The organism is Micromonospora sp. bgisy143 (genome assembly GCF_057708145.1).
In genome coordinates, this window is the sequence record NZ_JBYIRN010000048.1 from 1 (window position 1) to 24,741 (window position 24,741).

The 24,741-nt window shown below is 70.5% G+C and carries 22 protein-coding genes; 6 read left to right on the plus strand and 16 right to left on the minus strand.

Going from position 1 to position 24,741, the window contains the following annotated elements; translation table 11 throughout:
* The 3 genes from AC3EN4_RS30975 to AC3EN4_RS30985 all read right to left on the minus strand — a co-directional run.
* A partial coding sequence (locus tag AC3EN4_RS30975) for a TIGR03084 family metal-binding protein (protein ID WP_435210004.1) occupies positions 1-784 on the minus strand: 784 nt, incomplete at its 3' end.
* A gap of 40 nt (positions 785-824) precedes the next feature.
* Positions 825-2,270 carry an MFS transporter gene (locus tag AC3EN4_RS30980; RefSeq protein WP_422739190.1) on the minus strand — a complete coding sequence of 482 codons (1,446 nt, stop codon included), beginning with the start codon at positions 2,268-2,270 and terminating at the stop codon, positions 825-827.
* A gap of 142 nt (positions 2,271-2,412) precedes the next feature.
* The gene (locus AC3EN4_RS30985) at positions 2,413-3,738 is read right to left on the minus strand and encodes an FAD-dependent oxidoreductase (RefSeq protein ID WP_435210005.1); all 1,326 of its coding nucleotides are present in this window, start codon (positions 3,736-3,738) and stop codon (positions 2,413-2,415) included.
* 218 nt (positions 3,739-3,956) lie between these two features.
* Here AC3EN4_RS30985 and AC3EN4_RS30990 point away from each other — a divergent pair, with 218 nt between their 5' ends.
* Complete coding sequence (locus AC3EN4_RS30990) at positions 3,957-5,117, plus strand: epoxide hydrolase family protein (RefSeq protein ID WP_422739188.1); 1,161 nt, start codon at positions 3,957-3,959, stop codon at positions 5,115-5,117.
* Positions 5,118-5,187: 70 nt separating this feature from the next.
* Here AC3EN4_RS30990 and AC3EN4_RS30995 read toward each other — a convergent pair whose 3' ends face one another.
* The 4 genes from AC3EN4_RS30995 to AC3EN4_RS31010 form a co-directional block, all read right to left on the minus strand.
* On the minus strand, positions 5,188-5,718 hold the full coding sequence (locus tag AC3EN4_RS30995; protein ID WP_435210007.1) for a copper resistance CopC family protein: 531 nt from the start codon (positions 5,716-5,718) through the stop codon (positions 5,188-5,190).
* 4 nt (positions 5,719-5,722) lie between these two features.
* On the minus strand, positions 5,723-6,280 hold the full coding sequence (locus AC3EN4_RS31000; RefSeq protein WP_435210009.1) for a hypothetical protein: 558 nt from the start codon (positions 6,278-6,280) through the stop codon (positions 5,723-5,725).
* A 77-nt stretch (positions 6,281-6,357) separates the two neighbouring features.
* Positions 6,358-7,473 (minus strand): carboxymuconolactone decarboxylase family protein, encoded by a 1,116-nt coding sequence (locus AC3EN4_RS31005; protein ID WP_435210011.1) that lies wholly within the window; start codon positions 7,471-7,473, stop codon positions 6,358-6,360.
* Between the two features lie 104 nt (positions 7,474-7,577).
* Complete coding sequence (locus AC3EN4_RS31010; protein WP_422739184.1) at positions 7,578-8,369, minus strand: helix-turn-helix domain-containing protein; 792 nt, start codon at positions 8,367-8,369, stop codon at positions 7,578-7,580.
* A 915-nt stretch (positions 8,370-9,284) separates the two neighbouring features.
* On the opposite strand from AC3EN4_RS31010, the gene AC3EN4_RS31015 reads away from it, so the two are divergent.
* Positions 9,285-9,950 carry a MerR family transcriptional regulator gene (locus tag AC3EN4_RS31015; protein WP_422739183.1) on the plus strand — a complete coding sequence of 222 codons (666 nt, stop codon included), beginning with the start codon at positions 9,285-9,287 and terminating at the stop codon, positions 9,948-9,950.
* A gap of 205 nt (positions 9,951-10,155) precedes the next feature.
* On the opposite strand, the gene AC3EN4_RS31020 is transcribed toward AC3EN4_RS31015, so the two are convergent.
* Both AC3EN4_RS31020 and AC3EN4_RS31025 read right to left on the minus strand, forming a co-directional pair.
* The gene (locus AC3EN4_RS31020; protein WP_435210014.1) at positions 10,156-10,578 is read right to left on the minus strand and encodes an SgcJ/EcaC family oxidoreductase; all 423 of its coding nucleotides are present in this window, start codon (positions 10,576-10,578) and stop codon (positions 10,156-10,158) included.
* Between the two features lie 235 nt (positions 10,579-10,813).
* Positions 10,814-11,995 carry an acyl-CoA dehydrogenase family protein gene (locus AC3EN4_RS31025; RefSeq protein ID WP_422739181.1) on the minus strand — a complete coding sequence of 394 codons (1,182 nt, stop codon included), beginning with the start codon at positions 11,993-11,995 and terminating at the stop codon, positions 10,814-10,816.
* A gap of 249 nt (positions 11,996-12,244) precedes the next feature.
* On the opposite strand from AC3EN4_RS31025, the gene AC3EN4_RS31030 reads away from it, so the two are divergent.
* Positions 12,245-12,985, plus strand: coding sequence for an SDR family NAD(P)-dependent oxidoreductase (locus AC3EN4_RS31030; RefSeq protein ID WP_435210016.1), 741 nt, complete (start codon positions 12,245-12,247; stop codon positions 12,983-12,985).
* Positions 12,986-13,079: 94 nt separating this feature from the next.
* Here AC3EN4_RS31030 and AC3EN4_RS31035 read toward each other — a convergent pair whose 3' ends face one another.
* Positions 13,080-14,318 (minus strand): cytochrome P450 family protein, encoded by a 1,239-nt coding sequence (locus AC3EN4_RS31035; RefSeq protein WP_435210018.1) that lies wholly within the window; start codon positions 14,316-14,318, stop codon positions 13,080-13,082.
* A gap of 236 nt (positions 14,319-14,554) precedes the next feature.
* On the opposite strand from AC3EN4_RS31035, the gene AC3EN4_RS31040 reads away from it, so the two are divergent.
* The 3 genes from AC3EN4_RS31040 (at position 14,555) to AC3EN4_RS31050 (ending at position 17,036) form a co-directional block, all read left to right on the plus strand.
* On the plus strand, positions 14,555-15,313 hold the full coding sequence (locus AC3EN4_RS31040; RefSeq protein WP_435210020.1) for an LLM class F420-dependent oxidoreductase: 759 nt from the start codon (positions 14,555-14,557) through the stop codon (positions 15,311-15,313).
* A gap of 117 nt (positions 15,314-15,430) precedes the next feature.
* Positions 15,431-15,787 (plus strand): YciI family protein, encoded by a 357-nt coding sequence (locus AC3EN4_RS31045; RefSeq protein ID WP_435210022.1) that lies wholly within the window; start codon positions 15,431-15,433, stop codon positions 15,785-15,787.
* Between the two features lie 73 nt (positions 15,788-15,860).
* A complete protein-coding gene (locus AC3EN4_RS31050; protein ID WP_435210032.1) occupies positions 15,861-17,036 on the plus strand; it encodes an RNA polymerase sigma factor in 1,176 nt (391 codons plus the stop codon).
* On the opposite strand, the gene AC3EN4_RS31055 is transcribed toward AC3EN4_RS31050, so the two are convergent.
* The 6 genes from AC3EN4_RS31055 to AC3EN4_RS31080 all read right to left on the minus strand — a co-directional run bounded on the left by AC3EN4_RS31055 (position 16,999) and on the right by AC3EN4_RS31080 (position 24,573).
* Entirely contained in the window at positions 16,999-17,820 is an 822-nt protein-coding gene (locus tag AC3EN4_RS31055) for a PIG-L deacetylase family protein (protein WP_435210023.1), read from the minus strand. The genes AC3EN4_RS31050 and AC3EN4_RS31055 overlap by 38 nt on opposite strands.
* Positions 17,817-19,091 carry a glycosyltransferase gene (locus tag AC3EN4_RS31060; RefSeq protein ID WP_435210024.1) on the minus strand — a complete coding sequence of 425 codons (1,275 nt, stop codon included), beginning with the start codon at positions 19,089-19,091 and terminating at the stop codon, positions 17,817-17,819. The genes AC3EN4_RS31055 and AC3EN4_RS31060 overlap by 4 nt, the downstream gene beginning before the upstream one ends.
* 48 nt (positions 19,092-19,139) lie before the next feature.
* Positions 19,140-20,375, minus strand: coding sequence for a glycosyltransferase (locus tag AC3EN4_RS31065; protein ID WP_435210026.1), 1,236 nt, complete (start codon positions 20,373-20,375; stop codon positions 19,140-19,142).
* Positions 20,376-20,399: 24 nt separating this feature from the next.
* Positions 20,400-22,172, minus strand: a complete 1,773-nt coding sequence (locus AC3EN4_RS31070; RefSeq protein ID WP_435210034.1) for an ABC transporter ATP-binding protein — start codon at positions 22,170-22,172, stop codon at positions 20,400-20,402.
* A 5-nt stretch (positions 22,173-22,177) separates the two neighbouring features.
* The gene (locus AC3EN4_RS31075; protein WP_435210028.1) at positions 22,178-23,998 is read right to left on the minus strand and encodes an ABC transporter ATP-binding protein; all 1,821 of its coding nucleotides are present in this window, start codon (positions 23,996-23,998) and stop codon (positions 22,178-22,180) included.
* Between the two features lie 215 nt (positions 23,999-24,213).
* Positions 24,214-24,573 carry a VOC family protein gene (locus tag AC3EN4_RS31080; protein ID WP_435210030.1) on the minus strand — a complete coding sequence of 120 codons (360 nt, stop codon included), beginning with the start codon at positions 24,571-24,573 and terminating at the stop codon, positions 24,214-24,216.
* Between the last annotated feature and the right edge of the window lie 168 nt (positions 24,574-24,741).

Sequence of the window (24,741 nt, forward strand, 5' to 3'; positions counted from 1 at the left end):
CCGGCGTCCGGCCCGGACCGGCCGGGCCCCGGTACGCCTGGGCGATCTGGAGCCACTGGGTGGCGAGGTCCCCCTCGGCCCGGACCGCGAGGTCGTCGGGGTGCCGACGGCGGGTGACCAGGAGGCAGAAGTCCTCCGCCGGCCCGGTCACCCGCTGCGGCGAGTCCACCGGACCGAACCGCCACAGCGCACCCGACGGCGCGGTGATCTCGAACCGGAACTCGACGTCCGGGGTTTCGAGACCGCGTGCCTGGTAGCCGAAGTCCCAGGTCCGCACGGCGAACCCGACGACCTGCCCGATCCGGTCGGTGAAGGTACGCCGCACCCCGAGCGCGTCGGCGATGTCCTGGCCGTGGGCGAAGAGTTCCATCATCCCGGCCATGGCCAGCACCGCCGCCGGCAGCGGGCGCACCAGCCACGGGACGAGCTGGTTCATCGGCAGGTCACCGAGCGACTTCTCGGCCCAGGCCCGCTCCTCACGCCAGCGCCGCAGCAGCTCGGCGGGTTCCTCGGCGAGGTAGCCCGAGAGCGCCGCCGTCACGTTGGCGTTGAAGTCGGCACCCAGCCGCCCGGTCATGGCGACGAACTTGTCGGGGTCCGCCGCCGCCAGGCCGGCCATCCGGAAGGTGGCCGCGAGGTGGGCGACCTGGTGGGCCACCGTCCAGCCGGGCGCCGGGGTCGGCAACGCCCAGTCGGCGGCGTCGAGGCCGCTGACCAGACGGTCGAGATCGGCGCCGTCGGCCGCCAGATCGGAGATCACCTTGGGTTGGTGGTGTTCGCTCATGGTTCTGCCTCTCGGGGTCGGCGACGCGCGGGTGGCGCGCTCAATGACGGGGTACGGTCGCGAGTTCGGTCGGCGCGAGTCGCCGACGGCCGCCCAGCAGGGCGATGGCGATGACGAGTCCGATGACGGTGAAGATCGCGCAGGTGACGAAGGCGGGACGGAAGCCCGCGGTCAGCACCGCCGGTCCGGTGCCGCTGGCGAAGGAGACCAGCACCGTCGACACGATGGCGATGCCCAGGCCGCCGCCGATCTGCTGGGCGGCGGTGTTCATCCCCGACGCGAGGCCGAGGTCGGACTCGGCGACACCGGCGAGAGCCGCCGCCGAGGCCGCGACCGTGCCGAGCCCCAGGCCGGTGCCGAAGACGAACAGCCCCACGAACAGCCCGACGGAGGATCCTCCGGCGGCCACCGCCTGGGCCAGCAGCAGGCTGCCGCCGCCGAGCAGGACGAGACAGACCGCCGCCACCGGGCGGAAGCCGTAGCGGGTGATGAAGGACTGCCCGGCGTACGAGCCGATCAACGCCATCAGCGGCATGATCGACTGCCGGATGCCGGACTCCAGCGGAGTGTCGCCCAGCGGGCCCTGGGTGTACTGGGCGATCGCCAGCGACATCCCGAAGGCGCACATGATCATGGTGACCATGACGAGGTTGCCGCCGACGAGGGTGGGCGACCGCAGCAGGCGCAGCGGCAGCAACGGTTCGCTGGACCGGGCCTCGATGGCGACGAACGCGGCAGCCAGGACGATCGCGCCGGCGAAGGTCGCCAGGGTCTGGACGCTGAGCCAGCCCGCCGACGGTGCGGTGACGAGTCCGTAGATCACCAGGACCAGGGCCGCGGTGCTGGTGACGGCGCCCGCGACGTCGTACGTACGCCGGGCGTTCAGGTCCCGGCTCTCGCGCAGCAGGACCGGGATGAGGACCAGCATCAGCAGCGCCACCGGAACGTTGACGAAGAAGACGGCGGGCCAACCGAAGCTGCTGGTCAGCCAGCCGCCGATGAGCAGACCGACGGTCGCGCCGACACCGGCGATGCCGGCCCAGCCGGCCAGGGCGAGGTGCCGCTCGCGGCCCTCGGGGAACATGCTGGTGAGGATCGACAGCGCGGTGGGCGCCATCAAGGCCGCCGAGACGCCGTGCAGGGCGCGGGCCGCGATCAGCACCTCACCGTTCCAGGCGAAGCCCGACGCCAACGACACCAACAGGAACAGCACGGTGCCGGTGAAGAACATCCGCCGACGCCCGAGCAGGTCGGCGGCGCGGCCACCGAGCAGCAGCAGACCACCGAAGGTGACGAGGTTGGCGCTGAGCACCCACTGCGCCGTGCCGGGCGCCAGTTGCAGGTCGGCGCCGATCGTCGGCAGCGCCAGGATGACGATCTGCGTGTCGAGAATGACCATGAAGTTCGCGGTACACAGCAGAACGAGCGCCCACCAACGGCGCGAGTCCGGCGGCGCGTCGGTGCCGGCGAGCTGAGCTGCATCCATGTGGCTGTCCTTCGTGTCGAGGGGCTGGATCGGAGCACCGCGCCGCGAGCACGCGGCGCGGGGTCGGCGACCGCGAGCGCGCGACGCGGGGTCCGCGTCACGAGCACACAGCGAGGGGTCAGCGTCACGGGCACACCGCGGATCAGCGCCGCGAGCGCAGGACGCGGGAGATGATCGAGGGGCGCATCAGCGCCTGCGGCGGGTCGACCAGTCCGGCTGACCGCAGGAAGGCGGTCGTCAGCACACCGTCGTGCGCCGCCGCCGCCTGGAGGCGGGGGATGTAGAGGTTGCCCATCCGCACCTTCGCCGTCCGCCGTCCTTCGACACCGGGAAAGCCGAGGTCCGCGCCGGCCGACATGTCCCACGGAGCGTCGATGAGCCGGGACAGGTCACGGAAGAATGCCGGCGGCGACGGCGGGCCGGAGCGTACGTGCTCGCCGAGCAGCCGGGCGGACATCGCCGCCACCGTCATGCCCTGGCCGTAGACGGGATTGAAGACACACGCGGCGTCACCCAGGACGATCAGTCCGTCCGGCGTCCGCGTCAGTCGCTCGTAGCGCCGCCGGATGCTCGCCGGGAAGCGGAAGGAGTTGGCCGGGCCCATCGGCTCGGCGTCGCGCACCGCCTTGTAGATCTCCGGTACGGGCAGGGACTGCACGTAGGCCAGGAAGCCCTCGCGGTCCGTCGGGGGCCGGTCGCCCAGGATGCCGGTCAGCGAGATGGCGTACCGGTCGGGCATGCGGGCGAAGATCGCGCCGCGCGGCTGCGCCGGGGTGGCGACCGGGAGCAGCGCGATGTCCGTCCCGATCGGGTCGAACGACAGCGGGCCGTGGAAGTCCATCGTGGTGTAGGTCAGGTCCATCTTGACCCGCTCCTCCGGCACCCGCTGGTAGCCCAGCTCCTCCAGCCAGCGCGGGGTCCGCGAGCCGCGCCCGGTGGTGTCGACGACCAGGTCCGCGTCGAGGGTCTCCTCGGGCGCGCCCGGGGTCTGCTCCTGCACCCGGACGCCGGCTATCCGTTGCCGGTCCGGCGAGCCGACCAGGCCCACGATGTCGGTGCGCTCCCGATAGGTGACGTTGTCCAGGGCCCGGACCCGGGCGCGTACCCGCGACTCGAGCAGCGGCCGTCCACTCGCCACGCAGACCAGCCCGGTCTCGGCCTTGCGGATCATCTGGCCGTTGAAGTACCAGCTGAGGCTGGTGCCGAAGTCACCGATCGGCACGCCACCGGAGACCAACTCGTCGGTGAAGCCCGGGAACAGCTCGTCCAGAATCTGTTGGCCCCGGGCCAGCAGGGCGTGGATGTGATGGCCCTGCGGTGCCGCCTGGCGTGGTTCCACCGGCCCGAAGAGATCGTCGCGGTCCACGACCGTGACCCGCTCGCAGGCCGGCGACAGGACCCGGGCCGCCAGTGATCCGGCGACGCTGCCGCCGAGAACCACCGCGTGCGCAATCTGCGGAACGCCCATTTCCGTCTGCCTCCTGGAGTGGGTAAGAATCAATTGCTGTCAGCTATGGTATCGATGACGAGCGTCATTTCTTCTCCCAGAATGCTCTGTGGAAAATGGTGCTGTCCGACCCTTTCGGGCAACCCTTTAATTGCTAGCATGGTCCGCGGACGCCACCGCGATCGAGCACGTCGCGAAGAATTGCGTTCCCATGCCCTCAGCAGAGTGAGGATTGCCGCATGAAACCGTTCCGGATCGACATTCCGCAGGACGCGGTCGACGACCTGCACCGCCGCCTCGCAGACACGCGCTGGCCAGCCGATTCTCCGGCCGAGGACTGGAGCCGGGGCGTGCCGGCGGGCTACCTGCGCGAGCTCGCCGAGTACTGGCGGACCGGCTACGACTGGCGTGCCGCCGAGACCCGGCTCAACTCGTTCCCGCAATTCACGGCGGAGGTGTCCGGCACGACCGTGCACTTCCTGCACGTCCGCTCTCCCGAACCCGACGCCACTCCCCTGATCGTCACGCACGGCTGGCCCGGTTCGTTCGCCGAGTTCGTCGACATCATCGGGCCGCTCACCGATCCGCGCGCGCACGGCGGCGACCCGGCGACCGCCTGCCATCTGGTCGTTCCCAGCATTCCCGGCTTCGGTTTCTCGCCGGCCCCCACCGGTGGGGGTTGGACGATGCCGCGGGTCGCCGCGGCCTGGGCCGAGCTGATGGCGACGCTGGGCTACGAGCGGTACGTCGCCCAGGGCGGTGACTTCGGCGCGTGGATCAGCCTCGTGCTGGCGGGCCTCGACCACGAGCACGTCATCGGTGCGCACGTGAACTTCCTGCCGACGCCGCCGTCGGCGGACCCCGCCGACCTGGCCGGTCTGACCGAGGTGGAGGGCGCTCGGCTGGGGCTGCTGATGAACTACGTCGACGACCAGTCCGGCTACATGAAGATCCAGGCCACCCGACCGCAGACGCTGGCGTACGCCCTGAACGACTCGCCGGTGGGTCAGCTCGCCTGGATCGTCGAGAAGCTGCACGAGTGGAGCGACTCGACAAAGGTTCCCGAGGAGGCGATCGACCGGGACCGGATCCTGACCAACGTGATGCTGTACTGGCTGACCGGGGCGGGCGCGTCGTCGGCGCACTTCTACTACGACAACGCCGAGTTGCTGCCCATCGCCAAGACCCCGCCGCCGCCCCCGCCCCCGCTGCCCGTGCCACTGGGCGTGGCGATCTTCCCCCGCGATCCCGGACAGCCGGTACGGCGTTTCGCCGAGCGTGGCTTCCCGAACATCGTGCAGTGGACCGAGTTCGACCGGGGCGGCCACTTCGCCGCGATGGAGCAGCCGGACCTGCTGGTCGGCGATCTGCGCTCGTTCCTCGCGACGCTGCGCCGCTGACGCGTACACCCTGGGCCCCGGATGTCGTCCGACATCCGGGGCCTTCGCCGTTGCGCGGCTCACCCGGCGATCACCGCGGCGGGGCCCGGCGGGGCGCCGGACGACGGACGAGCAGGACCACCAGGACGACGACCGTGGCGAAGTTGACCAGGAGCAGTATCGCGCTGAGAGCGTCCACGCCACCGTGCTCGTGCGGCGCGTCGGCGGGTACCGCGCCGGACGCACCGGTACCGACCGCGAAGCGGATGACGCCGCTGGTCTCCCCGCCGGCGCGGCCGATGACGTGGTAGACGACGGTGTACGTGCCGACCGACTCGATGCGTACCGGCACGCGCAGGACGTCACCCGGCCCGGCCGTCACGGCGCCGGCGTCGACGCGCCGACCCGCGCTGTCGACCACCGAGAGGTGGGACAGCGCGGGATCGGCCTCCGCCGACAGGTCCAACCGCGCCTCAGTCGGCGCTGTCGTCAGCGCCTGCGCCTCGGCGGGTGAGCTGTCCATGAGTCGTACCGTCGGCGCGCGGCTGGTCACCGTGACGAGCCAGCCCAGGGGCAGCAGGACCAGGACGGCCGCGACGAGCAGGCGGGTCCGACGGGACACGCGCTCAGGCCGCCACGGCGGTGGGCTGCGTCTGCGTCGTCAGGCAACTGCAGTCCATCCGCTCGAGCTCCAGCTCGTTCGGGCGCAGGTGCAGGTACATCCCGATGACCATCGGCAGGAAGACGACCGAGTTGTAGAACAGGTGCAACTCGACCCGTGGGTAGACCAGTTGCAGGATGCTGGTCGGCACCGCCGCGCCGAAGAAGGTGGTGTGCAGCTGTGCCTGCAGGAGCAGCAGGAAGTGTTCGATGTGGTGCCAGAACTGGATGACCAGGGCGACGGTCCACCAGGTCCGGGCCCGGCCGACGAAGGCCGGACGCAACAGGAACAGCCCGGCCAACATGACCAGCGCGTACCCGTAATGCATCCACTCCGAGGTCACCAGCCAGGGCAGGAACTGCCCGAGCACGCCCCGCGCCTGCGGGCGGGCCCAGCCGAGCACCCAGATCTGGTACGCCTGCACCAGGTGTTCGGCCCAGTGTGCGAGCGTGATCACCAGGAAGCCCGTGAGAGCTGCTCGATGATGGGCATGGTTGAGCGTACGAATCGGTGCGACCACCATTCGTCTCTCCTATTCCGGTGGGATGTGCTTCACGCGCGCCGCCGACGCAGCAGGGATGCCAGCACTCCGCACGCCCTTCACGACCGGTGAGGTGCGGCACCGCAATTGTCACGCCGTTGACGTTCGTCGTTCTTCTTCTCGTGTGCGCTGTATCGGGCACCGATCCGTCGGGCCGCGGCGTACCCGGCCCAGGCGGCGACATCGACAAGCGTGGTGTCCGCCGGGTGGTGTCGCCGGAACTCCTCGACGACCTCGGGGCCGACCCGGTAGGACGCGAACGCGGTGAGCAGCGCGAGGCGTGCCGCGGCCCGCTGCGGCGCGGCCAGCGGCGCCACCAGCTCCTCGCACCAGCGGGTGCCGAGGTCCGCGTCCTCGCCGTCCCAGCCGTCGAGTCGGGTCAGCACGAGGCTGCGGACCACCGGGTCCAGCGATCGTTCCCCGGCAGCCTCGAAGACGCGGTACGCGCGTGCCACCGCGTCCGCGACCCGGGGACTCCCGGCGGCCCAGCCGAGGTCCCGCGGCGGCACCGCCGTCTCGAGCAGACGGGTGGCCCGACCGGCAGAGTGCTGGCCGCGCAACGTGGGCCGCAGGATCCGGGCGAGTCCCTGGTTGAACCGTCGCCGCGAGCGGGGGCCGAGGCCCTGCGGCAACAGGGGGTTGGGGAGGAAGACATTCACCACGCGGCTCAGGTAGTGGAAGCCCACCATGACCCCGACCACCTCCGCGCACTCCACATCGGACAACCCGGGTGGCAGCGGCGGCCCGTCGACACGGTGCGCGTCGCGGGCCCACTCGACGAAGCAGCGCAGCCGGGCGTCCGCGACCTCGTCGGGCCGGCCCGCGCCGATCGCCTCGGCGTCGTGTTCGCCGGAGAGGTCGAAGAGTCCGGCGACGTGCAGGTCGGCACAGTAGGGACAGGTGTTGGCCACGGAGACCGCCGCCGCGACCGCCTCCTTCACCCCGCGGTCGACCGCTCCGCCGGGCAACAGCGGCTCCCGGGTCAGAGCCCAGTAGGCGGCCAGGACGTCGTCGGACGGCGAGTGCAGCAAGGCCGGTGGCACGACGATCTGATATTCCTCGGCGACCTGGCGGTACACCGCGGCGACCAGTCCCCGCGCTGTCGCGGCGGGCACGACGGTGAGGTACCGGACGTGCTTCTGCGCGACCGAGGACGCGACCTTTCTCGCCACCATCTGAACCTCCCGCGTCGGATTCGCCGAACGCTCTCGCCGGGCCCCGGAACCCGCCGGTGGCGCAAGCCGCGTGGTGTGTGGCCAGCGCACCGCCCGCGATGCGCTCAGGCGGCCATGCCCACCCTGTCCAACACCCCGGTACCGGCATGCTGCATCCGGCTCAGGGCGTACTTGCGGGCGTCGAGCAGAGCGAGCAGCACCGGCGGGTCCAGCGCGCTGCTGCGCCGCAGCACCACGTCGGCGGTGGCGTTCACGCCGGCGCGGACGGTGAGCGGGCCGTACGTCGCCACCGACACGGCGCGATCGGCCACGTCGGCGCCACCGGCCGACACCGACTGCGCCAGCAGATACCAGGAGCCCGAGGGCACCGAGTCGAAGTGCACCCGGCCCGGCCGTTGCAGCACGGTGCAGCGCACCGGACGTCCCTCCGGGATCCGACCGCCGAACAACCCCACGAAGATCAACGGATCCTCGTCGTCGTCCGCGAGACGGATCTGGCAGGAGACCTGGCCGGTCGCCGAGCGCCCCGAGCGCCACTCGTGGTGCGGGTGGATGGCCTGGGTGAACCCGGCGTGCCGGCGGAACGCGGTGGGCGACATGCCGACGCTGCGGCTGAACCGCCAACTGAAGGTGCCGACGCTGTTGTACCCCACCCGGACGCTGATGTCCGCCACGTTCATCGACGTGGTGACGAGTAGATCCTTCGCCTTCTGCAGCCGCAGCGCGGAGAGGAAGCGGGCCGGCGACACACCGGTCACCCGCCGAAAGAGGCGGGTGAAGTGGAATTTGCTGAACATCGCGGCACGGGCCATGTCGTCGACCGTCAGTTGTTCGCCCATGCGGTCGTGCATCGCCGCGACCGCGCGCAGCACCGCCTGTTCGGAAACGTCTTTCATCGCACTCCCCCAGGAACCGTTTCGGTGAACCATTCAACTCGTGGCAATCAGATAAGGATTACCTATCCGACAGTTGAATTCCAAGCCAAAACAGTGCAACAATTTATGCCGGATGATCTACCCGACTTATGGCAACACTATCCGACACCTCGACCGCAATCAACCCTGGCCGAGCCCGGGACGCAATCGTGGAGAAGCTGCGGGTATTGGCGCTACTGGATATGGATAGCGTGTATTACCGATGTATGCCCACCTCACGGCCGGCGCGGCCTCATCGCCCGGGCAAACCGGCCACCATGACACAGAGCTATTGTTGATCTCTGTTTTGGCTGCTGAGCGTATCCGATCGACGGTCACGCCGGGTTGCCGACGAGACGCCTCCCACAACCGTCCGCAAGGGGCGTCGTCCGCCTGCGCCACCCGCCGTCAGACTGTCCGCGATGCTGCGGCAGTGCCACTCAGATTGACGATGACCGACGTGTTGCAGCCTCAGATCGGCGTCGCAGCCAGGGCTTCTCATGATGGACAGTTCTATTTAGGCGGAGGTCGCCACAACGGGATCGACGCGCGATGGTGATCACCATCAACCAGCCCTAGAGCACCGACGAAGGTGATTGGTGCACGAACTTTGGTTACTATCAGTGTTTGTGCGGTAATTAAGGGTTGCCGAAGTATGTCCGGGTCTCCTAGTCTCCTATCGGACGGCGCATCCATCAGCCCCTCGTTTGCGCATCCGGCACCAGGTTCGGAAGGAGCCGATCACCCGTGCTTCTCGGTCCACACCAGCCCAGGACAACCACGACGACCTCCGCCGGCAGCGACGCCGCAACCGCCGCGATGACTCCGCGGCGCAACCACGGCTAGCCCGAGCGGTCGCGATCCACGGGCCTGACACGCTGATCACGGGGAGCCATGATGCGAATATCCGACTTGAGCAGGCAGGCCGGCGTGCCGGTCGGGACAATCAAGTTCTACCTGCGCGAACAGCTCCTCCCACCGGGGGAACCGACCGGACGCAACCAGGCGCTCTACAACAAGAACCACCTGCGACGCCTTCGGCTGATCAAGATATTCACCTCCCTCGGTGAGTTCGACCTCACGTCGGTTCGACGACTGCTGATCGCCGCCGAGGACGAGCACCTGCCGCCGATCGAGCTGTTCGAGGTGCTCAACCAGGTGGCGATGGCGGGTAAGGACACCGCCGCCGAGGAGGACGAGAGCCTCGAACTCGCCCGCGCCGACGCGGACCGCATCATCGAGTCGGCCGGCTGGCAGGTCCCGGCGGACGCTGCCGCCCGCTCCCACCTCACCCTCACGCTCGCCGCGATGCGACGCCTGGGCTGCGACTGCGATCCGGACTTCCTCGACGTCTATCGGGACGCGGCCGACCGGCTTGCCCGGCACGAGGTCAGCCGGATCGCGACCGACCAGACGGCCCGCATCGAGGCACTCGCGCGCAACGTCCTGCTGCACCAGGCGTTCGCGGCCATGCGCCAGCTCGGGCAGCAGCATCACCTGTCCCGCCGCTTCGGCCTTGTCCCGGCCCATCCGGGAGCGGCCGACGACGGCGACCACTCGTGACACCGACGTCGCCGAAGTCCGCCCCACCCGCCGAGCCCGGACCGGACCGACCGCCGCAGCCCGTCGCCGGTTCCGCCGCCCGACACGGCAGCTCCGCAGGCCCTCGAAAGACCGGGAAGGGGGCCGGCCAGCTGGCCGGCCCCCTATCGGTGCCTGTGTCGGAGAATGGTGGCCGCCCTCGCGGGGCCGGCCCGGACGGCGCCGCTCAGGCCGGATCGCGCGGGCAGTTCTGGTAGACCGAGAGCAGCCAGGCGTCGTCCCGCTTGACGAGGATCCAGGAGGCGCGGATGGCGTCCACGTCGGCCAGTTCGGTACGACCGGCCGCGATCACGCCGCCCACCGTCAGCAGGGCTACCGCGCCAGGCCCGAGAGGCTTGACGTCGATCGGCGCGCCGGTGACCGTCGTGCCCGCGTAGACGCCCCGGTAGGCGTCCGCCATGTAGTCCCGGATGGCCGTGCGTCCCTTGACGTAGACGCCCGGCAGGATGAGGGTGCCGTCCTCGGCGAACAGCTCGGCGAAGGCGTCGGCGTCGTGCGCGGCCCAGGCCTTCACCATGCGGGCCGACACGGCGCCGATCGCCGCCTGGTCCGAGCCGCCCAGGACTGGAGCTTCCGTTTTCGTGGTCATCTGCTACCCGCTTCCGTCGGTCGTCGGTCGGTGGCGCCTGGTCACCATCGTGGCCGCAGCCGGGCTGTCTCGGCGTCTTCCAGCGTGCCCCGGGCGCTACCGCGCACGGTCCGAGAAACGCCGCCGGACAGGCCCGCCGGGGACTGCGGGCAACGGCCCCGCTCACCCCGGGGTGTGCCCCGCGTACGGATGCCCGCCGACACGGCCGGCGGGCATCCGAGGAGTGCGGGATCGGTCAGATGAAGAACGTGTTGGGCTCCAGGCCGCACAGCACCCGGCCGTACAGCTCCATGGTGGTCGTCGGCAGGTGCAGGGCGTGCAGGGTGACCGCGCGCACGTCCCGCCGGATCCGTTGGATCGGCTCCCGGGTGTAGATGGACGAGGCCCCACAGGCGCCCGCCAGGATGTCGACCGCCTCGGCGGTCAACTGCGGCACCCGACCGGCCACCGCCCTGGCGTACGCGCGGTCCCGGATCGTCCACGGCTCGCGCGTCAACCCGCGCTCGTCCACCAGGGTGGCGAGCCGCCGGGCGTGCCCCTCGGCCTCGTCGATCTTCAGCGAGGCGTCGGCCGCCTGCAGGTGGGTGATCGGCGCGTCCGCCTGGCGCTCGTAGTTGGTGTTGGAGATCGGCCGTTCGCCGATCCGGGCGTAGAACTGCTCCTCGGCGGCGCGCGCCATGCCGATCATCTTGCCGGAGGTCGACGCCGCGACCGCCGCGACCAGCGGCGACTGGAACATCGGCAGGTCGGCGTTGCGGACCGACGCGTACTCCCCGGCGGTGAACGCGGCGATCCGCATGACGTTGGCCGAGGGCACGAACAGGTCCTCGGCGACCGCCGTGACGCTGCCGGTGCCGGAGAGCGCGGACACGTGCCAGTCGTCGACGATGCGCAGCGCGCTCATCGGCACCACGGCCATCACCGGCTCGGGCTCGCCCTCGGACGGGATGAACAGGGTGGAGAGCAGCTTCCAGCCGCTGTGCGCGGCGCCGCTGTTGAAGGCCCACTGGCCGTTGACCACGATGCCGCCGTCCTTCGGAACGCCGGTGCCGTTGAGCGCCAGCGTCCCGCTGATCCGGGCGTCCGGGTCGGCGAAGATCTCGTCCTGCACCTCGTCCGGGAACAGGCCGACGTTCCAGGTGGTGATCCACCAGGCGGCGACGTCGAACGCCGCCGCGCCGTCGCCGCGCCCCAGCTCGATGCCGACGTCCAACAGGGTGTGCGCGTCCGCCTCGTAACCGCCGAAGCGGGCCGCGGTACGCATCCGGAAAATGCCGGCAGCCGTCATCGCCTCGACGGTCTCGTCGGCGAGCCGCCGGTTCTCCTCCTGCCACAACGAATTCTTCCGGAGCACCGGAACAATCTCGGCCGCCCTCTTCGTCAGATCGGCTCGGTGCGACGTCTCGGTTGTCTGCACGGGGTCTCCTTCGGGTACGGCCCCATCGTGCCCTCGCGGGGAAGCGGAGGGCGCAAACGGGCGGCTGCGTGAAGCGCGAAAGGGTGGTTACCGGAATTCGGTACGTCACGTTAACCCCTGCCGGCCGGCCGGAAAAGGCAAACGGGAACGTCTGCGGGAACCGCGCACTCTGAAAGAAGTACGGCCTCGGCCCCGGCTCGTAGCTTAATGGTTACCAATTGACGAACGGCATCATGAATGGTGGACGCTATGAGTGCGTGGTCCGAACGCAAGGTGCTCGTGGTCGGTGCGAGCCGTGGCCTCGGCCGGGGGGTGACCGAGGCCTTCCTCGCCGCCGGCGCGACGGTGACCGCGCTGTCGCGGGACACGACGCCGCTGGTCGGGCTGACCGACGGGCCCGGCACCCTGCGTCTGGTCGACGCGGACGCCACCGACCCGGCCAGCCTCGACGTGCTGCGCCGCGAGTCACCGGACGTCCTCGCCCTGGTGGCCGGCGCGGCACCCGAGCTGCGCCCGCTCACCGAGCAGACCTGGGACACCTTCTCCACCCCGTGGAACACCGACGTCCGCATCGCGTTCCTCTGGCTGCGCGAGGTGTTGCGGCTGCCCCTGACACCCGGCAGCAGGGTGATCGTGACCAGCAGCGGCGCGGCGTTGCGAGGTTCCGTGCTCAGCGGCGGCTACGCCGGCGGAAAGGCGACCGTGCGGTTCCTCGCCGACTACGCGGCCCAGGAGGCCGTACGCGCCGGACTGGACATCACGTTCCGCACGGTGCTGCCGCAGCTCACCCCGGAGACCGGCCTCGGTCGGGCGGCCGTCGAGGCGTACGCCGGGCGGGCCGGTGTCACGGCCGAGACGTTCGTGGCGCCGATGCGTCCGGTGCTGACACCGGCGACGGCAGGTGCGGCCTTCCTGCGGCTCGGCGGCGAGGCGGAACCCGCCAGCGACGTGCACCTGCTCTCCGGCACCGGTCTGACGCCGCTGCCCTGAGTCGCCCTCGGCGCGCGCCGGCGCGGGCACCGTGAACGTCCGCATGGCGGTGGCCACCCTCGTGGTGACCACCGCCATGTCTGTCGGCACCGGCTCAGGCGGCCGCGGGGACCGCGGCGGTGAGGTACATCGGGACCCGGTCGTAGCCGTTCATGATGAACGTGCCCTGCGGGGGCAATTCCTCGCGCGGCACGGCCAGGGTCAGGTCGGGGAACCGCTCGAAGAGGGCCGGCAGGGCCACCATCGACTGCATCGTGGCCAGCGGACGGCCCAGGCAGTAGTGCTCACCGTGCCCGAACGACAGGTTCGTCTTGTCGGGGCGGGTGATGTCGAAGTCGTTCGCGGTGTCGCCGTGCAGCGCCGGGTCCCGGCCGATCCCGGCGTACGCGATCAGCACCAGATCGCCCTTGGCGATCGTGACGCCGCCGACGTGGATGTCCTCCTTGGCGTACCGGAAGGGCAGTTGGGCGACGGCCGCGTCCTTGCGGACCGCCTCGTCGAAGGCGTCCATCCAGGTGTACTGCCCGGAACGGATCAGCTCCAACTGGTCGCGGTGGGTGCTCAGGTCGATGATGCAGTGCGCCAGCACGTTGCTCAGCGTCTCCGAGCCGGCGCCCAGCAGGACGTGCAGGCTGCCGATCAGCTCCTCGTTGGAGAGCGTCTCGCCGTCCTCGTTCGCGGCGATCAGCACGCTGGTGAGGTCGTCTCCCGGGTCCTGCCGACGGCGGGCGGCGAGCTTGGACATGGCGTCGTGCCACTGGTCGAGGTTCGCGGCGGCCATCTCGCCGGTGTGGTTGGTCAGACTGTTCTGCTTGGTGCCCTTGAGCGCCTCCTCCCGCACCTCCTCGGGAACGCCGAAGAGGTCGCAGATGAGGGTGGCGGTCAGCGCGTACGTGAACTGGCCCTTGATGTCGACCGTCTCACCCGGTCGGGTGTTGGCCTCCATCTCGTCCAGCAGCCGCTGCACGATCGACTCGACCCGCGGTCGGGCCTTCTCGACCTCCCGCGGCGTGAAGGCGTGCGAGACGAGCTTGCGCAACCGGTCGTGGTCCGCGCCGTCGCGGACGGTGAGGTTGTCCATCGCCACCCAGGTGATCAGCTCCCAGTCGTGCGGCACCTCGCCGCGTACGAACGGGGGCCAGTCCTGCTTGGCGTTCTTGGAGAGTTGGTTGCCGGACAGGAGTTGCTTGCCGATGTCGTACGACGTGACGCACCAGGCGTGGTAGCCGCCGAGAACCTCGACGAGGGTGACGGGGCCCTCGGCGCGGATCCGGGCCGCTTCGGCATGAATGTCACGTCCCTCGGGATCGAGCATGATCGGGCATTTACCCATCGCGGGCCTCCATGTTTCGGTTGCACGACACCGGGCGGGGACCCGGTGGTGCGAAGAGCGGTATCTGCCGCCGAAACTAATGACCTCGCCGACCGCATATTTCTTCTCGATTGCCGAGGGCGCGGGTCCACTCCACGCGTGCCCTGATTGGGCCGGAACCGCAATTTCAAAGAGGTTTTGCCGGTTCGCCACGGGCATCCTCTACTCGATAACGCGTCGACGTCGAGGAGATGGTCATGGCTCGATTCAAGGTCGGGGTGCTGTTCACGCCCCAGCACTGCCAGATGGCCCAACTGCGCGAGAGTTGGCGCGCGGCGGACGAACTCGGTGTGGACAGCATCTGGACCTGGGACCACTTCTACCCGCTGTACGGCGACCCGGACGGCGCGCACTACGAGTGCTGGACGTCGCTGGCCGCGCTGGCCGCCGACACCCGCCGGGCAAGGTTGGGCTCGCTGGTGACCTGCAACAGTTACCGCAACCCGCATCTGCTCGCGGCCATGGCGGGCACGGTCGACCAGATCAGCGACGGTCGCGTGATCCTGGGCCTGGGCGCGGGTTGGTTCGAGCGGGACTACACCGAGTTCGGCTACCGGTTCGGCAGTGCCGGCGAGCGGCTGCGGGCCCTGGAGGACGGGGTCCGGACCGTACGGTCCCGCCTCGCCGCGCTGGTTCCGTCGGCGTCACGGGTGCCGCTGCTGATCGGTGGCGGTGGGGAGAAGGTGACCCTGCGCCTCGTGGCCCGGTACGCGGACATGTGGAACGACTTCGGTTCGGCCGAGCGCTTCGCGCACAAGAGCGCCGTCCTCGACCGCTGGTGCGCCGAGCAGGGCCGCGACCCCGCCGAGATCGAGCGCACCACGATGATCCAGAAGGCGGAGGTGGACGAGGTGGACGCCTATCTCAAGGCCGGCGCGACCCACGTCATCCTCAGCCTGGACACCCCGTTCGACCTCGAACCCCTGGACCGTCTGCTCAGCCACGCCAGCGACTGACCTCGGCCCGACGTCGGGGACCAGATTTTCGGCGTGGCTGTCGATCTACCGCCGGCGCGGCCCGTCGTAATGTAGAGGCCACCACGAGGGGGCCGGCACACGGACGGGACTTGAGCCATGGCCAAGTACATGATTCTGATCTACGGCGACGCCCAGCAGTGGGACGCGATGACCGACGAGCAGTGGAAGGCGCACGACGCCGCGCACGAGGCGTTCGCCGAGAAGGCCGGGACGCAGATCATCGACGGGCAGCAGTTGGAGATGTCGCCCACGGCCACCACGCTGCGCTCGGACTCGATGGGCCAGATCAAGACGACCGACGGGCCGTTCCTGGAGACCAAGGAGGCGCTCGGCGGCTACTACCTCATCGAGGCCACCGACCTGGACGACGTCCTGTCGTTGGCGGCGCTGCTCCCCGAGGTGCGCGCGTCGCACAGCGGTGTGGAGATCCGCCCGGTGGTCGACCACGGTTGACGTGACCGACCCACGGACGAAGGACGAGGTCGTCGCGGCGGTCGCCCAGGCGCACCGCCGCGACTGGGCCCAGGTGTTCAGCACCACGGCCCACCTGACCCGCGACCTCGACCTGGCCGAGGAGTGCACACAGGACGCGTTCGCGCAGGCACTGGAGACCTGGACGCAGACCGGCATCCCGGACCGGCCGGGCGCCTGGTTGACCACCATCGCGCGCAACCGGGCCCGTGACGTCCTGCGCCGCGAGTCGGTGTTCCGTCGCAAGATGCCCCTGCTGGTGGCCGACGAGACCACGCCCGGGCCGGAGGACGGCCTGGTCGACGACCGTCTGCGCCTCATCTTCACCTGCTCGCACCCGGCCCTGGCCCGGGAGGCCCAGGTCGCCCTGACGCTGCGCCTGGTGTGCGGGCTGTCCACGCCCGAGGTGGCCCGCGCGTTCCTGGTGCAGCCGGCCACCATGGCCGCCCGCATCACCCGGGCCAAGAAGAAGATCGCCGCAGCCCGCATCCCGTACCGGGTGCCGGGCCCGGACCAGCTCGAGGAGCGGGTGAGCGCCGTCCTGGAGGTCGTCCATCTGATCTTCACCACCGGTCACACGGCGCCGCTCGGCGCCCAGCTGGTCCGCCACGACCTGGTGGACAGCGCGGTTGGGCTGGCCCGCATGCTGCACCTGCTGATGCCGACCAACGCCGAGATCAGCGCACTGCTCGCGTTGCTCCTGCTCAACGTCGCCCGCCAGGACACCCGCAGATCCGCGGACGGGCGGCTGGTGCTGCTGTCCGAGCAGGACCGCTCGCGCTGGGACCGGCAGCTCATCGCCGAGGGCCGCGCTCTGGTCGCCGACGCGCTGCGTCGTCGGCCCCCGACCCGGTACGCGCTGGAGGCGGCGATAGCCGCCCTGCACGCCGAGGCGCCGACCTGGCAGGACACCGACTGGGCCCAGATCGTCGCGCTCTACGACACGCTGTTCCGGATCTGGCCCTCCCCCGTGGTCGATCTCAACCGGGCCGTCGCGATCGGGCTGCGCGACGGCCCCCGGGCCGGCCTCGACGCGCTGAACCCGCTGCTCGCCGATCCGTCCCTCGCCACGTACGGGTACCTCAGCGCCGCCCGGGCCGACTTCCTGCGCCAGTTGGGGCAGTGGCCGCAGGCCCGGACGGCCTACGAGGAGGCGTTGACCCTCACCGACAACGACGTCGAACGTGCGTTTCTCACTGAGCGGCTGACCGAAGTGCAGCGGCATCTGTGAGCGCCAGCACCTCGCGGACGGTCTCGTAGAACCCCTCGACCCCGTGGCCGGCGCGGCGGTTGGCGCAGTCGTCGGCGTACTGGTCGCTCATGGTCTGCCCGCCGCTCTCCAGCATGGCGATCTGGCTCGCGTACGCGCCGACCGCCCGCAGCTTGCGGGCCCAGTCGTCGTCGCTGACGGCGACGGCCACCGGTTCCGACACGCGCACGCCCGCCGGTAGCGCCGGCATGACGTTGACCCCCGGCCACGCGAGGTACGGGAAGTCGTCCCAGAGCGACAGGGGCGAGCCGGTCCGGGCCACCGCGGCGAGGACGGCGTCGCGGGTGCGGCGGTGGTCGACGTGGTTGCCGACCGCCGCGCAGGTGACCACCCGATCGGCGGAGTACGCGCCGATCACCCGCTCGATGTCGGCGGCGATGTCGGCGACCAGGTCGTCCTCGTCGTCGGCGTGGTGGTCCATCGGGTTCTCGTCGTCGATGACCCAGCCGCCGTCCGGGTAACGGCGGTAGATCGCGTCGAGGAACGGGCCGCACAGGTACGGCGGCTCGACGCCGAGCGTGGAGAGGGCCGCGACGTTCTCGTCGCGCCGCGCCGCCACCGGGTCGCCGACGATCGCCCACTGGTCGTGGAACGTGGTCGCGACCGGCGAGTACGGCGGGACAGGGCTCCCGGCGAAGACCGTGTAGACGACGACGCGTTCACCGGCGTCGACCAGTTGGGCGAGGTGCCCGCCGTAGGACAGCACCGCGTCGTCGAGATGCGGTGACACCACCAGGGTCGTCATGCGGCTCTCCCTTCCGATTGGATTTCCTGCGGATCCGCCGACCGTGGGGCCGGACCGGCGTACGAGATGGTCCGGTGGCCGACTCGCGCGGCCTCGGCCAGGATCTGCGGACCCCAGCTGTCCCACAGCCCGGCCATCCGGGAGGTGACGACGACGGTTCCGGCGCTGCCGTCGGCCAGCATGGTGCGCAGCCCGATGGCGTGGTAGCCGCTGTGGTCCCCCGAACGCACCGCGCGGTCGAGAAGTTCCTCGTCGAAGTCGACGAGGGTCGCGCCGGTCAGGGTGGCGGGCAGCGCACCGCCGCACCCGATGACGGTGACCGCCTCGCCGTCGGGCAGGTCGGCCAGGGCGGCGGCGATCTCGTCGCGGACGTCGACGTCACGCGCCCGCTGCTGCCAGTCGAGGAGTTCCAGGTACATCGGTTCCCACTGCCAGAACTGGCCCGTCTCCACCATCACGGTCAGGCCCATCTCGACCACGGGTACGGGGAACTTGGCGAGGAACATCCGCATGTTCGCGAACAACTCGTCGAAGTTGGCCTTGTGGTCGCGCTCGTGCGGGGCGACCACCGCCCACGCCTCCATCGCCAGCGTGATGGCGAGGCCGGCCTGGTGCAGCCGGTACCCCAGCTCCATGTCCTCCCCGCCCCAGCCCTCGAACCGCTCCTCGAAGGCGCCGAGGCGACGGAAGTCGTCGGTACGGATCGAGCAGTTCCCGGTCCAGAAGGCCTTCCACGGGATCGTCCGCCTGCTCAGGTCCATCTGACAGCCGACGAAGTAGGGCTGCCGGACGTCCTGGAACTCGGGGAGGTGGCGGTAGCGCTCCACCACGCCCTCGGGCGGCAGTTGCGCGAGGAGTTCGTCCACGCCCAGCATCGGCACCTCAGGGTTGTAGCCGTAGCTGGGCCCGATCACCGCCCGCGGCTCGTCACCGCTGTGCGCGGCCAGGTGCGCGGCGAGGAAGTCCGGGCCCACCATCGACCCGGTGTCGAGGATGACCAGCAGCGCGCCGACCGCCGTCCGGGCCGCGCCGTTGCGGGCGGAGGCGACCCGGAAACCCCGGTCCTCCTGAAAGACGTACCCGATGTGCAGCACGTCGGCGAAGGATCGCACCACCTCGGCGGTGTGGTCGGTCGACCCGTCGTCACCGACGATCACTTCGAAGTCGTCTCGGGGAATCGTCTGCCGGGTGAGCTGTCGCAGCGTCTCCGCCAGCAGGTCGGCTGAGTTGTAGGTGGCGATGATGACGGAAACCCGCCGCCGGTGGCCCATGGTTCTCCTTCGCATGGTCGGGTCGGTCCGTGGATCTGGCCTACGGGTTCACGAGGCCGCCGGGGCGGCGTACGAGACGGTCCGCCGGCCGATCCGGTCGGCCTCGGCCAGGATCTCGGCGCTCCAGGTGGCCCAGAGGCCGGTCATCCGGGACGTGATGACGACCGTGTCGACGCTGTCGTCGGCGAGCAGCGTGTGCAGCCCGACCGCGTGGTAGCCGCTGTGGTCACCCGAGCGCACGGCGCGGGCGAGCAGCTCCTCGTCGAAGTCGACCAGGACCGCGCCGGCCATCGTCGTGGGCACGTCGGCACCGCACCCGATGACGGCGACCGACTCGTCGGCCGGTACGTCCACCAGGGCCTTGGCGATCTCGTCGCGGACGCTGAGGTCGCGGACCCGCTGCTGCCAGTCGAGAAGCTCGGAGTACGTCCGCTCCCAGCCCCAGAAGTCGCCCTTGTCGAGCATCACGCCCAGGCCCAGCTCGACCACCGGCTCCGGGAACTTGGCGAGGAACATCCGCATGTTCGCGAACAGCGCCTCCAGGTTGGCCGCGGGGTCGCGGTCGTGCGGGGCCACCACGACCCACGCCTCGGGCGCGACGTGCAGGGTCAGGCCGGCGCGCAGCAACCGCAGCGCCAGCTCCATGTCCTCGCCGCCCCAGCCCTGGAACTTCTCCTCGAAGCCGCCCACCCGGCGGAAGTCGTCCGTCCGCATCGACGAGTTCAAGGTCCAGAACGCCTGCCAGGCCACCCGTCGCCGGCTCAGGTCCAGCTCACAGTCGGCGAAGTAGGACTGGCGGACGTCCTGGAAGTCGGGCATGTCGCGGAACCGCTCGACGGCCGTCTCGGGCAGCATCTGCGCGAGCAGTTCCTGCACCTCCTGCTTCGGCTCGTCGGGGGTGTAGCCGTAGCTGAGGCCCATGACCGCCCGTCGTCCGTCGCCGCCCGCGTGGGCGGCCAGGTGCGCGGTGAGGAAGTCCGGGCCGACCATCGACCCGGTGTCGAGGGTGACGAGCAGCGCGCCGGCGGCCAGCCGGGCGGCGGCGTTGCGCGCGGCGGCGGCCCGGAAACCCCGGTCCTCCTGGAAGACGTACTTGACCTGGAGGGTGTCGGCGAAGGACCGCACCACCTCCGTCGTGTGGTCGCTCGACCCGTCGTCACCGACGATCACCTCGAACTCGTCGGTCGGCAGGGTCTGCCGGGCGAGGTGTCGCAGCGTCTCCGCCAGCAGGTCGGCCTGGTTGTAGGTCGCGATGATGACGGATACCCGGATCCGGTGGCCCATGTCTCTCTCCCTCGCGTGATCGTGTCAGCGGTACGCCTTGGCCTGGATGGCGAACATCTCGGCGTAGGAGCCGCCGGCGCGCATCAGGGTGTCGTGGTCCCCCACCTCGAGCAGTTGCCCGTCACCGACCACGATGATCTTGTCGGCCATCCGGGCCGTGGAGAAGCGGTGCGACACCAGCACGGTGACCGCGCCGGTCTGCGCGCTGGTTCGTCTCGCGTGCTCCGCGTAGCGTTCGAACAGCTCGTGTTCGGCCTGCGGGTCGAGGGCGGACGTGGGCTCGTCGAGCAGCAGCAGCATCGGGTTGTCCCGCATCAGCGCCCGGCCCAGTGCGAGCTTCTGCCACTGCCCACCGGACAACTCGGCCCCATCGGTGTACGACGTGCCGAGCTGGGTGGGCAACCCCTCCGGCAGGGCGCGCAGGACGTCGGTGGAGTGCGCCTTCACCAGGGCGTCGTGCACGGCGTCCTGGTCCGTCACCCGCGCGACGTCTCCGACGCCGACCGCTTCCAGCGCCCGGAACTCGTACCGCACGAAGTCCTGGAAACCGGCGGCCATCCGCTCGCGCCACCGTTCGACGGGCAGCCGTCGCAGGTCGACGCCGTCGACGAGGATCCGGCCGGCGGTGGGCTGGTAGAAGCCACAGAGCAGCTTGACCAGCGTCGTCTTGCCGGCGCCGTTCTCACCGACGATCGCCACGGTGCTGCCGGCCGGCAGGGTCAGGTTGACGTCGCGCAGCGTCGGCCGGTCGGCGTTCGGGTAGCTGAAGCTCACGTTCTCGAAGGCGATCCCGGTGACCAGCCGGTCCGGGACGGGCTCGTCGGAGACCTGCCCCGCGCCGCCGACCGCGTCGCGCAGCCGGTCCAGCCGGACGTAGGTGTTGGCGAGCCGTTGCAGTTGCTGCAACTGGGTCACCGCGCCGGTCACCTGCTGGTTGACCTGGGTGGCCAGCACGATCACCAGGACCACCTCGCCGACGCTCTGCTGCCCGGCGATGGCATTGCGGACGACGAGCAGCACCGCCCCGACGTACGCGAGGCCGAAGACGACCTGACCCGCCGCGCGGAGCGCCATCGCCCTGAGGTGCGCGCCGTGCAGGCCACGGGTGGCGGTCCGCCAGAGGCTCGCGTACCTCCGCCGTAGCTCCTTCTCGACGCCGAAAACCCGCAGCTCACCGGCGTAGCGGGCGGTGGTCGTGGCCTGCAGCAGGTTGAGCGCGACGCGGGTCGGCTCGGCGATCGTCGTCTTGGCCCGTTCCAGGGCGCTCTCGGCCAGGCGGCCGGTGATCAGCGGTACGGCCGCGGCCACCGGGAGCAGCAGCAGGTACGGACTCTGCAGGGCCAGGATCACCGCGCCCAGGACCACGGCCAGCACCATGGTCGCCGCCTCGAACAGCGACTGCATGCTGCTGCGGAACTGCCCGCTGGCCTGGACCAGGACGGTCAACTCGTCGGCCTGCTCCGGGCGTTCGTGATGGCCGATCTCGGCGGAGCCGTTCGAGACGGCCAGCAACTCGCGGTGCAGGTCCAGTTCGATCAGCTCGGACAGCTCGAAGTACGCGATCATGGCGAACTGACCGGAGGACTGCGCCAGGATGGCGAGCAGGGCGACCACCGCGCCCAGTACGGCCGCCGCGGTGGTCCGGCCGCCGATGACCGCGTCGGTCATCGCGCCGAGCGCGACGGCGAGCAGCGCGGCGGACGCGGCCAGGGACAGCATGAGCAGCGAGGCGACGACCGTCTTGCGCGCGTCGATGCGCCACGCCGCGGACAGCAACCGGCCGATGCCGGCGAACATGACCCTCACAGCAGCACCTCGTCCCGGTCCGAGTCGGAGTTGTCGGCGAAGCGGTCGGCCTGCAACCGGAACAGCTGCGCGTAGCGCCCGTCGCGCGCCAGGAGTTCGTCGTGCGAGCCCTCCTCGACCACCCGGCCGTCGTGCAGCACCACGATCTTGTCGGCGTGCCGGACCGTGGAGAAGCGGTGGGAGATCAGCAGCGTGGTGGCGCCCTGGGTGAGCTCCGCGAACTGGTCGAAGAACTGCGCCTCGGCGCGTACGTCGAGGCTCGCGGTCGGTTCGTCGAGGACGACCACCGACGCGCCGTGCCGCAGCGCGAACAGGGCCCGCGCGAGCGCCAACCGCTGCCACTGGCCACCGGACAGCTCCCCGCCGCCGGTGACGTGCGTGGCCAGCGGCGTGTCCAGACCGCGGGGCAGCGACTCCAGCTTCTCGGTCAGGCCCATCGCCGCCACCGCCTCGCGGACGCCGTCCCGGTCGTCCACCGAGTCGACCGCGCCGAACGCCACGTTGTCCGCGGCGGAGAACTCGTACCGCAGGTAGTCCTGGAAGATGACGGCGAGCCGGGCCCGCCACCGCGCCAGCTCGAAGCTCCGGACGTCGACGCCGTCGAGGCGTACGGCGCCGTGGTCGGGCTCGTAGAGCCGGGCCAGCAGCTTCACCAGGGTGGTCTTGCCCGCACCGTTGAGCCCGACGATCGCGGTGCAGCGGCCCACCGGGATGCGCAGGTCCAGCCCGTCGAGCACCGGCCGCTCCTGACCGGGGTACCGGAACGACACGTCGTCGAAGTGGATCTCGCTGACCGGCTCCGGCACCGCGTCGCCCGAGCCGGCCGGCTCCAGCACGGCGTACCTGTCGATGTGGTCGGAGAACCGCCGTACCGCCCGGTAGGTCTCGGTGCCGATGGACGTCTCCAGGTCGGCCTCCGGGTAGAAGACGGAGAGCCGGATGGCGCCCAGCGCCGCCTGCATGATCAGCACGAACTCGGTGAGCGTCAGCGCGTCGATGGCGGTGGCGCCGATCGTCGCGAAGATCGCCCCGCAGGCCAGCAGGCTGAACCCGGTGGACCACACGCCGGGCCACAGGTAGACGCGTCGTCGCGCGGCCCACAGCGGCGTGAACCAGTCGTGGTACGCCGCCCGCAGCTGGCCGTCCATCCAGGTCGCCAGCCCGAAGACCCGGATCTCCTTGCCCGCCGGGGACTGCACGGCCAGGTTGCGGACGTACTCCACCTTGTTCTGCCGACCCATGAGGCGGTAGCGGGCGTCGGCGTACCGGCGCAGGCCGCCGCGCTGCACGTTGCGGAACCACAGCACGGTCACGGCCAGCGCCACTGCGGCCCACCAGGAGTAGACGACACCGATGATCACCGCGAAGCCGACCAGTTGGCCGTACCGCGCGATCAGTGCGAGCGTGCCGGCGCAGGCACTGCCCGGTCCCCACATCTGCAGGCCGTGCTCCAGCTCCCGGGCAGCGTACCGCAGGTCGGCGAGGACGGCCTGGTCCTCCATCGGCCCGACGCCGGTGCTGCGCATCGACGCCCGCATCACGTCGTCCACCACGGTGCCGTCGATCCGCCGCGCCAGCAGCTCGCCCAGCGAGAGCTGCGCCGGGGCGAGCACCTGTTGCAACACGAAGAAGCCGGCCGCAGCCGCGAAGACCGGGACGAGGTCGTGCCAGGCCGTCGAGTCGAGACCCCCCTCGACGGCACCGGGCACCTTGCCCAGCACCACGCTGGACGTGACCACGAAGGCGATCGGCAGCGCGGCGAGGACGAGGTTGAGCAGCAGGAGCGCGCCGAACAGGCCGAAACCCGCTCTGGGCATCAGGCGCAGGATGCTCGCACGCGCGGATATCAGTCCCCACAGCCTGCTGCGCATGGTCATCAATCTCCCTACTCGACCGCCGGTGCTGTCACTGGTCCGACGAACGTCGAGCCGCCGAGATCGACACGACGGTCGAATTCAGGCGAAGAACCCCGCATCGCGGCACGGTGGGAGAAGGACGCCGCCGGGTCGGCGTCCTTGGCGCAGGCGGTCGGTCAGACGTCCGCCTCGATGGCGAAGGTGTTGCCGTCCGGGTCCTGGAACCAGGCGATGCGCCCGCCGCCGGCCCGCGCGGTGATCCCCTTCGGGTCGTGCTCGAACTGCTCGTACCGCACGAAGTCGACGCCTGCGGCGGTGAGTTCGTCGACGATCTCGTCGAGGTCGTCGACGTACCACGTCGCCAGCGTCGCCTCGGTCGTCCCGGCGGTCACCGACTGGTACACGTTGAGGGCCGGTCCGCCGCCGGAGGCGTAGATGCGGCTGCCGTCGAGGATGTGGGCGCTGGGCGCGGACCGCAGCGCCCGCAGGCCCAGCCTGCCTTCGTAGAAGGCGACCGCCCGCGCGATGTCGGACACGGCGACCGATGTTCTGAGGTGGTGTGCGCTCAAGGGCATGCCCCAGCCTGGCAGAGGCGGGGGCCGATGGACGTGACGCGGGGCGGGCTCGGCGTGGTGCCGGGCCCGCCCCTCGGTCGTGCGTCAGGTCAGCGTTGCAGGGTGAGCAGGCCCGGGCGGTAGGGCAGG

Bases quoted from the DNA above. Each gene is read 5' to 3' on its own strand.
- AC3EN4_RS30980 (WP_422739190.1), bottom strand. From the start codon at position 2,270: ATGGATGCAGCTCAGCTCGCCGGCACCGACGCGCCGCCGGACTCGCGC.
- AC3EN4_RS30985 (WP_435210005.1), bottom strand. From the start codon at position 3,738: ATGGGCGTTCCGCAGATTGCGCACGCGGTGGTTCTCGGCGGCAGCGTC.
- AC3EN4_RS30990 (WP_422739188.1), top strand. From the start codon at position 3,957: ATGAAACCGTTCCGGATCGACATTCCGCAGGACGCGGTCGACGACCTG.
- AC3EN4_RS31000 (WP_435210009.1), bottom strand. From the start codon at position 6,280: ATGGTGGTCGCACCGATTCGTACGCTCAACCATGCCCATCATCGAGCA.
- AC3EN4_RS31005 (WP_435210011.1), bottom strand. From the start codon at position 7,473: ATGGTGGCGAGAAAGGTCGCGTCCTCGGTCGCGCAGAAGCACGTCCGG.
- AC3EN4_RS31010 (WP_422739184.1), bottom strand. From the start codon at position 8,369: ATGAAAGACGTTTCCGAACAGGCGGTGCTGCGCGCGGTCGCGGCGATG.
- AC3EN4_RS31015 (WP_422739183.1), top strand. From the start codon at position 9,285: ATGCGAATATCCGACTTGAGCAGGCAGGCCGGCGTGCCGGTCGGGACA.
- AC3EN4_RS31020 (WP_435210014.1), bottom strand. From the start codon at position 10,578: ATGACCACGAAAACGGAAGCTCCAGTCCTGGGCGGCTCGGACCAGGCG.
- AC3EN4_RS31030 (WP_435210016.1), top strand. From the start codon at position 12,245: ATGAGTGCGTGGTCCGAACGCAAGGTGCTCGTGGTCGGTGCGAGCCGT.
- AC3EN4_RS31035 (WP_435210018.1), bottom strand. From the start codon at position 14,318: ATGGGTAAATGCCCGATCATGCTCGATCCCGAGGGACGTGACATTCAT.
- AC3EN4_RS31040 (WP_435210020.1), top strand. From the start codon at position 14,555: ATGGCTCGATTCAAGGTCGGGGTGCTGTTCACGCCCCAGCACTGCCAG.
- AC3EN4_RS31045 (WP_435210022.1), top strand. From the start codon at position 15,431: ATGGCCAAGTACATGATTCTGATCTACGGCGACGCCCAGCAGTGGGAC.
- AC3EN4_RS31055 (WP_435210023.1), bottom strand. From the start codon at position 17,820: ATGACGACCCTGGTGGTGTCACCGCATCTCGACGACGCGGTGCTGTCC.
- AC3EN4_RS31060 (WP_435210024.1), bottom strand. From the start codon at position 19,091: ATGGGCCACCGGCGGCGGGTTTCCGTCATCATCGCCACCTACAACTCA.
- AC3EN4_RS31065 (WP_435210026.1), bottom strand. From the start codon at position 20,375: ATGGGCCACCGGATCCGGGTATCCGTCATCATCGCGACCTACAACCAG.
- AC3EN4_RS31070 (WP_435210034.1), bottom strand. From the start codon at position 22,172: ATGTTCGCCGGCATCGGCCGGTTGCTGTCCGCGGCGTGGCGCATCGAC.
- AC3EN4_RS31075 (WP_435210028.1), bottom strand. From the start codon at position 23,998: ATGCCCAGAGCGGGTTTCGGCCTGTTCGGCGCGCTCCTGCTGCTCAAC.